This is a genomic window from Acinetobacter sp. S40 (assembly GCF_016624705.1).
Taxonomy (GTDB): domain Bacteria; phylum Pseudomonadota; class Gammaproteobacteria; order Pseudomonadales; family Moraxellaceae; genus Acinetobacter.
On record NZ_JACVTU010000005.1, the window covers coordinates 166,828 to 175,175 of the forward strand.

An 8,348-nucleotide genomic window follows, 5' to 3' on the forward strand; every position below is an offset into this window, starting at 1 on the left:
TTAACTCTGTGATTTAGTCGCTGGTTCAGAGGCAGCCTGAATATGTGGCACATATTCAGGTTTTAAAATACCAGACAGTTGATCAAATGGGATCATTAAACGTGGCAAGCCCGCTGAGTAAGGTCCAATTTCATATTCAGCATATTGCAGAATCAAACCTTTCTCCCCTAGCAAGAAATTATCTGAGAGCTTAAATTTCCATGCCTGCTCATATTCATTAACATTATCGGCAAGTTTAGAATCTGTCACCCACACTTTGAAGGCCTCATGTGCTTTAGCTTCCAATGCTTTTCTTTGATTTGGCAATAGCAAATCATTGAGCTGTACTTGCTTTTGCTGTTTCAGATCAAAATTATAATATTGTTGTGCCGATGAACCATGCGCCCCCCCAAGATAACTACTGGTATTTAAGACAACCGTTGCGATTGGTTCTTGCGATTTTAAGATCGACGGTTTAATCATGATATTAATCTGATGATTAGCACTCAAAGCTTTTAGTTCTTTATCTAGCTCTACAAAAGATTGAACATAGGGTTCGATTTGTTGCTGCATTTTCTGATCGGCAGCTAATGGCTCAGAACTAGAGGCATTTTCATGCAAATTTTTCTGATCTGTCTCTGGGGCAGAAGCAGTGTGTTCATTTTGATTAATCGTAGAAATATCAAGAATCTGTTTTAAGTTCTTTAAAATTTCCTGATCAATAATTTGATCAATAAATGGAAAATTACTCTGCAATCGCTCTACGACAAATTCTGGACAATTATTACCAGAACATTCGGGCAAATTCACTTTTAAACGCACGGCTGAACCATCTATTGCCAAAACCTGTGGTTGCACTTCTGAGGCCGCATTCTGCTTTTGATTAGCATCTTCAGGTTTAGACTTGGGTTGGCACGCAGTCAGTAACAACATGCTGACGGCAATGGTCAAAACAAGTTTTACGTTAGGTTGTTTTTTTTGTGGAGATGAAAACATAGAGCCTTTAGATTGCAACATCGTGATTGCCTAACAAAAAATAATTTTCAATTCATGCTAATGTAACTTGATCATACTTGACCAGTGTTGTCTAAATTTCAATACAGATTAAAACATTTTGTGATAAATTTCGGGCTGTAACACTGCTTTGGTTTGTGCTGTTGATAAATAAATATCAAATTGACCAGCCTGCTTGCTAATTTGGTTCGCACGATAATGCAGCCCAATACCTTCACTATCGAAAAACCAGTCTGCCTGTCCCCAATACAGTTTTTCTGGAGCTTCAGCCTGTACGTCCGAAGACTGCTGCTTTAACCATTTTTGATAATGATCCTGTACAATCTGGTTCATATTGGTTTGCTGATTTTTCTGTAATATATCCAATATATTGACTTCTTTTTGCCTTTTACGATCAGCCACAAAGAAATAGTAACGATCTTTTACCGTCACTTCTTCTTGCTTGGAGTTTAATCCAATTTGTAATAACACATATTCATTGCGCTGTGATGCAATCCGCGTTGTCATATGTAATTCATAGGCCTGATTTCTCGAATATTGATCTTGCCATGTATCTGATTTGGCAATATAGGCATTAATGGCGTTTTGCAAATTTATTTTCTGATTTTGCCCCACTTGAGCCTGCACCACATAAGCCAACTTTTGCTCAACCCATCCATTTAACCAACTGTCCTTGGTCTGAATACTTTGTAAATCAATATCAATACAGTTTTTCTTTTCACAAAAAGGCAAGGCATATTTAGCTTTACTTTCCTGAATATCAAGATAAGGTAAAATCTCTGTTTTTTCTTGTGCTAGCGCTGGTTTTTCATGTTCAGGTGTTTGATCATTTTTATTTTTTGTACAAGCACCCAGCATGGACAATGTCCCGATTAAACCGACCAGCAAGAGCTGTTTTGTCATCTGCATGATGCTTTCCCAAACCAATCCAAACGTCTACTTTAAAATAAAAAACAGCTTCCCGAAAGAAGCTGTTTAAGTCAATTTAGTGTTCTCGTGTATTACGGAACTCAATATCAGGCCAGCGCTCCTGCATAATTTGCAGGTTCACACGACTTGGCGCCAGATAAGTCAAATGCCCCCCACCATCCAGTGACAGTTGATCGTGGGCTTTTTTCTTAAAATCATTGAGTTTTTTATCGTCATCACAATAAATCCAGCGCACAGTATGGATGTTAACAGGCTCATAAATACAATCGACCTTGTACTCTTCTTTTAAGCGATACGCCACAACATCAAACTGCAGGACACCCACAGCACCCACGATTAAATCATTGCTGTTTTGTGGCATAAAGACTTGTGTTGCGCCTTCTTCAGACAACTCTTTTAAACCTTTTTGCAACTGTTTAGACTTGAGTGGATCACGCAAACGAACTCTACGGAACATTTCAGGAGCAAAGTGTGGAATCCCTGTGAAATGCAACTTTTCACCACTAGTAAAGGTGTCTCCAATCTGAATCGTACCGTGATTATGTAAACCGATAATATCCCCCGGCCAAGCCTCTTCTAAATGTTCACGCTCACCTGCAAGAAAAGTCAATGCATCAGAAATACGCACTTCTTTACCCAAACGTACATGATTCATCTTTAGACCTTTTTCATACTTACCTGAGCAAATACGCATAAAGGCAATACGGTCACGATGTTTAGGGTCCATATTGGCCTGAATTTTAAAGACAAAACCACTAAAACCTTCTTCAGTCGCTTCAACCGTACGTTCCTGAGTCGGATGGGCTTTAGGTTCAGGGGCCCATTGAATAAATGTATCGAGTACATGATCGACTGCAAAGTTACCTAAAGCAGTACCAAAAAGCACAGGTGTTTGTTTACCTTGTAGGAATAAATCACGATCCAAAGGTTCATTGGCCATTTGTACCAATTCTAGTGACTCTTCAAATGAAGCCCAAGCCAATTCACCGACTTTTTCACGAATATCTGCATAGTCATAACCATCACGCACGTCAATGTCGGTAATGGTAGAACCAAAACCCGCCTTATAAACATACAGTTTGTCTTCAAGAATATTGTAGACACCTGCAAAATCACGCCCCATACCCAATGGCCATGTGATTGGGACACAACGAATATTCAAAACGCTTTCAATTTCATCCAGAAGTTCTAGAGGCTCACGAATTTCACGGTCCATTTTGTTGACGAAAGAAATGATGGGAGTATCGCGCATACGACACACTTCCATCAATTTAATAGTACGTTCCTCCACCCCTTTCGCACCATCAATTACCATAAGTGCTGAATCAACCGCCGTTAAAGTACGATAGGTATCTTCCGAGAAATCTTCGTGTCCTGGCGTATCCAGTAAGTTGATAGTGTGTTTTTTATAAGGGAACTGCATTACGGAAGTAGTAATGGAAATTCCGCGTTCTTTTTCCATTTCCATCCAGTCAGAAGTTGCCGCACGGTCAGATTTACGGCTTTTCACCATACCTGCAACCTGAATTGCCTTACCCCATAACAGGAGTTTCTCTGTCATGGTGGTTTTACCCGCATCGGGGTGGGAAATGATGGCAAAGGTTCTACGCGCATTCACTTCTTGCGCTAATTGATCTTTAAACATGTATAAATCTTCATATTGAACATCTTTGCGATAACAATATTTATTACGCAGATGTAAGAAAAGCTAAAATTGGCGCAATTGTAGCAGATTTAGATAAGATTTTAGTGATTGTTGATAGGTCTAAATTTAGCCAAAAGCCCTAAAAAATACTTATCTTTTAATCTGTGCCTCTATTTAGGATGCTTTGGTTTATCTGGAAAAGGACGCTCAATAAAGTTAGCTTTTATTGCAAGGATTAAGATAATTCTGCGAAAAGGTTGCGCCATGAGATAAGCCTAGTAAACACATTGATTATGTTAAATTATATTTTCTCTGCCCCCCAAAAAAATCAAATGTTAAACATGATCACCCTCTTGTACCGTGGCTTGATCGGTCGTTAAAGAACTTTAAATCGTATAGAAAATCATTTGTAAAATAAACTCTAGATAAGGGTGCAAAATTAGTCTGATCTCTACTCGCCTGAAAAATATCTTAAATCTTAATGAGCTCTTTGGTTCTATTAAATTAAACTTTTAACAAGAGTATTAGCAAAATTGGATTCCATATTATCAGGATTAAGGTGTGTCATCTTCTTCAGTCATCTGGTGCATCCTCAGGTTTGGTTATTTCACAATATAAATAATAACTAATGATTTGATATATATTTGGAATGGTACTCATGTTATTTTCCTATTAATTAATTTACTTTTTTTCTACAATGGTGCCACAGGCAGTGATAGATATTTCTTGCTTCATATTTTTTTTATACACCGGTTTTCTTAGACCACCTGCACTCCAAAGTAGTCCATATTTTTGTACTTGCTGAGGTTGATCTAACAATGAATCAGCGTATAAATCTGATACATAGAAGTCATCGATTATTACCCCATCAATTTGATCTAAACGTAATTCAGGCTCCGGTGTAATACCAATTTCCCCACGACGATAGGCTGCATATTTTTCTGGATGCCTACTAATATTCGTAAGATTGTTACCTACAAATGGGGTCCATCTTTTGATTTCTTGTTGATCACAACATCTCTGATTTATACTATACCTTGATATTTTGTAGTGCTTGGCATCGATCTGTTGCAGTGTAGATAATGGATAAATATCTAAGTTAACGCCACTTCCTTCTCTCGTTATTATTGAATAATTTTCAGGCAGTGATCTTAGATATTCGATATTGATGCTGTTATCATCGCTCCATAATGTCACAAAACCCTTATTAGATTGATTAATATAACAACGTTGACGGTCACGTAGACATTCACGTCTACCAATGTATTCTGGAATTGAACCGATTGCGATGATGCCCAAATTTTCTTTCCACGATTTATTAAAATCAGCCTGTGTCATCAGATCGATGACTTTTTCCTCATTTGAAAGATCATATTTTGATATTCCTACAATGCTAAAATTATAGTCATCATAATGTTTAGATCGGCTTTGCAAATGATGAACAATCAAATTCACACGTATATTTTTTAACTTTTCTTTATCACTTAAAAACTTCCCTTCTGCTGTGCAATATCCTCTTCTTTCATTATATTCCTCATACTGCAAAATAATAAATTCGACGACTAAATAGGTTAGTAATATCAAAACACTAACAAGAATAACCTTATGTGATAGCTTCATTACTTTATTCCTAATAATCTTCTGATTTTTTATTTTCCATAAAAACACCATAATAAAATTTCAAATATCGTTTGGATTGTACTCATTTTAATTTTCCTATTAATTGATTTACTTTTTTTCTACAATGGTGCCACAGGCAGTGATAGATATTTCTTGCTTCATATTTTTTTTATACACCGGTTTTCTTAGACCACCTGCACTCCAAAGTAGTCCATATTTTTGTACTTGCTGGGGTTGATCTAACAATGAATCAGCGTACAAATCTGATACATAGAAGTCATCAATTATTACCCCATCAATTTGATCTAAACGTAATTCAGGCTCCGGTGTAATACCAATTTCCCCACGGCGGTATGCTGCTGTCTTCGCAGGGTCGCTATTATTAACAAGATTGTTACCTACAAATGGGGTTCGTCTTTTGATTTCTTGTTGATCACAACATCTCTGATTTATACTATACCTTGATATTCTGTAGTGCTTCGCATCGATCTGTTGTAGTGTAGATAATGGATAAATGTCTAAGTCAACACCACTTCCTTCTCTCGTTATTATTGAATAATTTTCAGGCAGTGATCTTAGATATTCGATATTGACGCTATTATCATCGTTCCACAAACTCGGCAAACCGTTACGAGCTTTACTAAAGTCATAACAACGTCGAGGATCGCGTAGGCATATACGTCTATCGATATATTCTGGAATTGAACCGATTGCGATGATGCCCAAATTTTCTTTCCACGATTTATTAAAATCAGCCTGTGTCATCAGATCGATGACTTCTTCCTCATTTGAAAGATCATATTTTGATATTCCTACAATGCTAAAATTATAGTCATCATAATGTTTAGATCGGCTTTGCAAATGATGAACAATCAAATTCACACGTATATTTTTTAACTTTTCTTTATCACTTAAAAACTTCCCTTCTGCTGTACAATATCCTCTTCTTTCATTATATACTTCATACTTCCAAATAATAAATTTGACGATTAAATAGGCCAGTAATATCAAAATACTACCAAGAATAATCTTGTGTGATAGCTTCATTAATTTATTCCTAATAATCTTCTGATTTTTTATTTCCCATAAAAACACCATAATAAAATTTCAAATATCGTTTGGATTGCACTCATTTTAATTTTCCTTTGTTACTATTGATTCGCTTTAAATACTTATTTTTACATCATTTAACTATATGTATTAATCCATTAAGAATAAAGCCATTTTTATTAAAAATTTTGATTTATAGTATCATAAATATTGATGTGCTTAATATTTTCATATTTTCTTCGCTAAAAACCATCTCGAACTATTACATGTTAATTCTCCATACCCAATAAAGAATATTTTTCCTAAAAGGACACTTTTTCCTTTAAAATTTCCAATTGATAAGGCAATTTATAGAGCATTACAAAGACATTTAATTTAATTAGTTTCATTCTATTTCTGTTCAAATATGCTTAAGAATAATAAACTTAAGTAATTTACTATCATTTTTTATTTAATCACATTTTTTTGACAATAATATATTTGATCTAATTTTTTCTACTTCATTAAATATCGAACTACATCCTACATTGGTTTTTATTGGGTCACGTAACCACAATACTGTCGGATCTGTAGATGTATAGCCGTAATCACTTTTTAGTAAATCGGCTAATGTTGCATAAATAACATAATAGCCAATTTGCCCATTTCGCACCTGTATACGTAAGGTAGAAATTTGATCCATGTGTACTTGGCTGAGTTTAGTTAACATAGTGTATCTCCTTCACTTGTTCATTTAAAATTTTTAATGCAGTTAAACAAACATCTAAATATTGATTATCTGTAATTTTTTTCGAATAGGTATTAGCATCAATATTAATAATAATTCCATTCCACTTAAAAAGCTTCCTAAATGTATCTGACTTACATGCCATATCGCTACTCAAATAATCAGCTTTACGATTATAATATTGAGATGAGTACATAAAAACTCGAAACCCATCTTCCATCACAATATTATCTTTCCATTTTTTTTCATTAGCTTATCAATATCTCTAACTCTGATAGTAAGCCCATTAGCACCATAATATTCTCTTGGTATTAACCAAAAACGACCATTACGTTTCATTAAAGCATATTTACGAGAGTCAAATTTTGGTAGCCTGACTATATCTTCACCTGTATATTTATCAAAATTTTCCGCAGCTTTACGTCTTTGATAATCCATTTCCCCTTTAATCGCTTGCTCCTGTCTTTTTTCTGTTAAAGGAACGCACTTATATACAAGCCATGCTGTAAAAATAACTAGAAGTAAAGCCTATATAAAACCTTTTGATGGTCTATAGTTTTTTGTTTTCATATTATCCCCTTGTTATAAATTAATTAAGAAATTAAACTTTAGTTGAATTTAATTTATTAATTAACCTACTATTTTCTGCCTGTATGCGCATTGCAGCAATTTGATCCATATGTACTTGGCTGAGTTTAGTTGACATAATGTATTTCCTTTATTTCTTCATTTAAAATTTTTAATGCAGTTAGACAAACATCTAAATATCGTTCATCTTTAATATTTCTATGGTAAGAATCATAAATTCTTATAAGGACACCATTCCATTTAAAGTTTCCAACATAAGGTTTTGGTTGACAGGATATATTATTATAAATTTCTCTCCCCCAGTAATCTGTCGTATCACCATAATATTGAGGTGAATACATAAATACATTAAATGCATAATCTCTATCAGAATCATTTCTCCATTCTTTTTTCAATAATTTATTAACATCTGTAGGCCATCTGATTTTAAATCCACTATCTGCATAATATTCTCTTGGTATTAACCAAAAACGACCATTACGCTTTAATAGAGCATATTTGCGAGAGTCAAATTTTGGTAATCTAGAAAAATCTTCTGATGTATATGAGTCGAACTCTTGAGCTAATCTTCTATTCTTAGCTTCCATCAAAACCTTAATTTGTCCTTCTTGCTCCTTTTCTGTCAAAGGAACGCATTTAAATACTATCCAAGATGTAAAAATGACTAAAAATAAAGCCCACGTAAAACCTTTTGATGGTCTATAGTTTTTTATTTTCATTTTCCACCTTTAATAATTTTTTTGGTCTCACTTTCTCAACCTCATTAAACAAACTAAATGTCTGATTCACATAATT

The 8,348-nt window shown here is 34.6% G+C and carries 8 protein-coding genes; all 8 read right to left on the reverse strand.

What is annotated here, in order from left to right:
- Entirely contained in the window at window positions 1–996 is a 996-nt protein-coding gene (locus tag IAE19_RS09210) for an RsiV family protein (protein WP_200460642.1), read from the reverse strand.
- An 87-nt stretch (window positions 997–1,083) separates the two neighbouring features.
- Window positions 1,084–1,902, reverse strand: coding sequence for a hypothetical protein (locus tag IAE19_RS09215; protein ID WP_200460643.1), 819 nt, complete (start codon window positions 1,900–1,902; stop codon window positions 1,084–1,086).
- Between the two features lie 76 nt (window positions 1,903–1,978).
- Window positions 1,979–3,568 carry a peptide chain release factor 3 gene (locus tag IAE19_RS09220; RefSeq protein ID WP_200460644.1) on the reverse strand — a complete coding sequence of 530 codons (1,590 nt, stop codon included), beginning with the start codon at window positions 3,566–3,568 and terminating at the stop codon, window positions 1,979–1,981.
- A gap of 681 nt (window positions 3,569–4,249) precedes the next feature.
- The gene (locus tag IAE19_RS09225; protein WP_200460645.1) at window positions 4,250–5,188 is read right to left on the reverse strand and encodes a hypothetical protein; all 939 of its coding nucleotides are present in this window, start codon (window positions 5,186–5,188) and stop codon (window positions 4,250–4,252) included.
- Between the two features lie 108 nt (window positions 5,189–5,296).
- Window positions 5,297–6,235, reverse strand: coding sequence for a hypothetical protein (locus tag IAE19_RS09230; protein WP_200460646.1), 939 nt, complete (start codon window positions 6,233–6,235; stop codon window positions 5,297–5,299).
- A gap of 454 nt (window positions 6,236–6,689) precedes the next feature.
- Window positions 6,690–6,947, reverse strand: coding sequence for a hypothetical protein (locus IAE19_RS09235; protein WP_200460647.1), 258 nt, complete (start codon window positions 6,945–6,947; stop codon window positions 6,690–6,692).
- 237 nt (window positions 6,948–7,184) lie between these two features.
- Window positions 7,185–7,403 carry a hypothetical protein gene (locus IAE19_RS16615; RefSeq protein WP_227612220.1) on the reverse strand — a complete coding sequence of 73 codons (219 nt, stop codon included), beginning with the start codon at window positions 7,401–7,403 and terminating at the stop codon, window positions 7,185–7,187.
- 257 nt (window positions 7,404–7,660) lie between these two features.
- Complete coding sequence (locus IAE19_RS09245) at window positions 7,661–8,272, reverse strand: hypothetical protein (RefSeq protein WP_200460648.1); 612 nt, start codon at window positions 8,270–8,272, stop codon at window positions 7,661–7,663.
- Window positions 8,273–8,348: the final 76 nt, after the last annotated feature.

What these genes read in the sequence shown, in the direction of transcription:
- IAE19_RS09225 (WP_200460645.1), bottom strand. Translation starts at nt 5,188, where the DNA reads ATGAAGCTATCACATAAGGTTATTCTTGTTAGTGTTTTGATATTACTA.
- IAE19_RS09230 (WP_200460646.1), bottom strand. Translation starts at nt 6,235, where the DNA reads ATGAAGCTATCACACAAGATTATTCTTGGTAGTATTTTGATATTACTG.
- IAE19_RS16615 (WP_227612220.1), bottom strand. Translation starts at nt 7,403, where the DNA reads ATGGATTATCAAAGACGTAAAGCTGCGGAAAATTTTGATAAATATACA.
- IAE19_RS09215 (WP_200460643.1), bottom strand. Translation starts at nt 1,902, where the DNA reads ATGCAGATGACAAAACAGCTCTTGCTGGTCGGTTTAATCGGGACATTG.
- IAE19_RS09220 (WP_200460644.1), bottom strand. Translation starts at nt 3,568, where the DNA reads ATGTTTAAAGATCAATTAGCGCAAGAAGTGAATGCGCGTAGAACCTTT.
- IAE19_RS09210 (WP_200460642.1), bottom strand. Translation starts at nt 996, where the DNA reads ATGTTGCAATCTAAAGGCTCTATGTTTTCATCTCCACAAAAAAAACAA.
- IAE19_RS09235 (WP_200460647.1), bottom strand. Translation starts at nt 6,947, where the DNA reads ATGTTAACTAAACTCAGCCAAGTACACATGGATCAAATTTCTACCTTA.
- IAE19_RS09245 (WP_200460648.1), bottom strand. Translation starts at nt 8,272, where the DNA reads ATGAAAATAAAAAACTATAGACCATCAAAAGGTTTTACGTGGGCTTTA.